This is a genomic window from Xenorhabdus eapokensis (genome assembly GCF_001908105.1).
Window position 1 is genome coordinate 1 of sequence record NZ_MKGQ01000121.1, and the last position, 1,161, is coordinate 1,161.

General features: G+C 39.5%; 1 pseudogene. It reads left to right on the forward strand.

Annotated elements, in window-relative coordinates:
- Window positions 1–447 precede the first annotated feature (447 nt).
- Window positions 448–993: pseudogene (locus tag Xedl_RS33880) on the forward strand (replication initiation factor domain-containing protein); the annotation flags it as partial.
- Window positions 994–1,161 lie beyond the last annotated feature (168 nt).

Here is a 1,161-nt window from a genome sequence, read left to right on the forward strand (position 1 = left end):
ATGATAAAATCTTGCTGTGACATAGCCTTTTGTTCCTTTATTTCTCTATTTTTGACGACTTAAAGTTATAAAGGAGCGGCTATGTCATTTCAACTCACCCTAAAAGTCGAGCATCGCGTTAAATATAGATCTGCATCAAACGTTGATTATGATCCTTTACCTGATTCATCTGTTGTTTTCTCTTCATCGATTGAGAGCATCAACCATAACGCCGAAATTTATAACCAAGAACTATTAGCTTGTCTTCACTCTCGGCTAAGACGGTTTATTAATGCTGTCTTTGGATTATCTGTTGGACCCGCTCGCGGTAAAGTCGGACACTTCTATGAAGATTCAGCCGTTTTATATTCGGAGAATGGTGGGCGTGAATACTTCGGTACACTTTACTGGGGAGGGAATAACGGCACTTTCTATATACAGATTGATGGAGCAGGTTGTGCACATGTTATGAGTGGCACAACCCCAGAAAAAATTTATAAGTGGTTAAACCATTTAGATATTATTGAGCTGAAAAGGTTAGATTTATCTACTGATGATTATGATGGGGTTTTCACCTCTCTGAATGCACAAACAGCCTTTGAAGATGATGCTTTCTACGGTGGAAGAGGGCCAAGACCTGCTCACGGGTATGATATTAAATATCATGGTAATGGCAGTATTAAAAAAGAAATTTTTGAGGTTGGCTCCCGTCAGTCGCGTGTTTATTGGAGAATTTATAATAAGGCAGCCCAACAAAAGGTATCAGGTACTTGGTATCGTTCAGAGGCAGAGTTAAAAGGAATTCCAACTGAAGTACTGTTAGATATTCAAGGGACATATACGGGATTATGCCCTTATGCTGCTTCTATTAATCCGACTAAACCTGCACCTATTCCAGTTCGTGATGGTCGTAAGGCTATTGATGCTATTGAAGCTAAGGTAAGCTGGTTGAGAAAACAAGCCTCTTCCACTATTGCAAAAGTTATTCATTTCTTTGAAGGGGACACTCAGGCTGTTCTGTCAATGATTGTTCGAGATGAACATATTTCTGATTTAAACCTGAAATTAGATTTGCCCCCAATACAGGGCGCGAGCATACTTTGGTTGATATCTATCCAAAGAACACTTGTGCACGATAATCATCACTCCAGCCTGCTTTTTTGAGTTTATTTCTTTGACTGG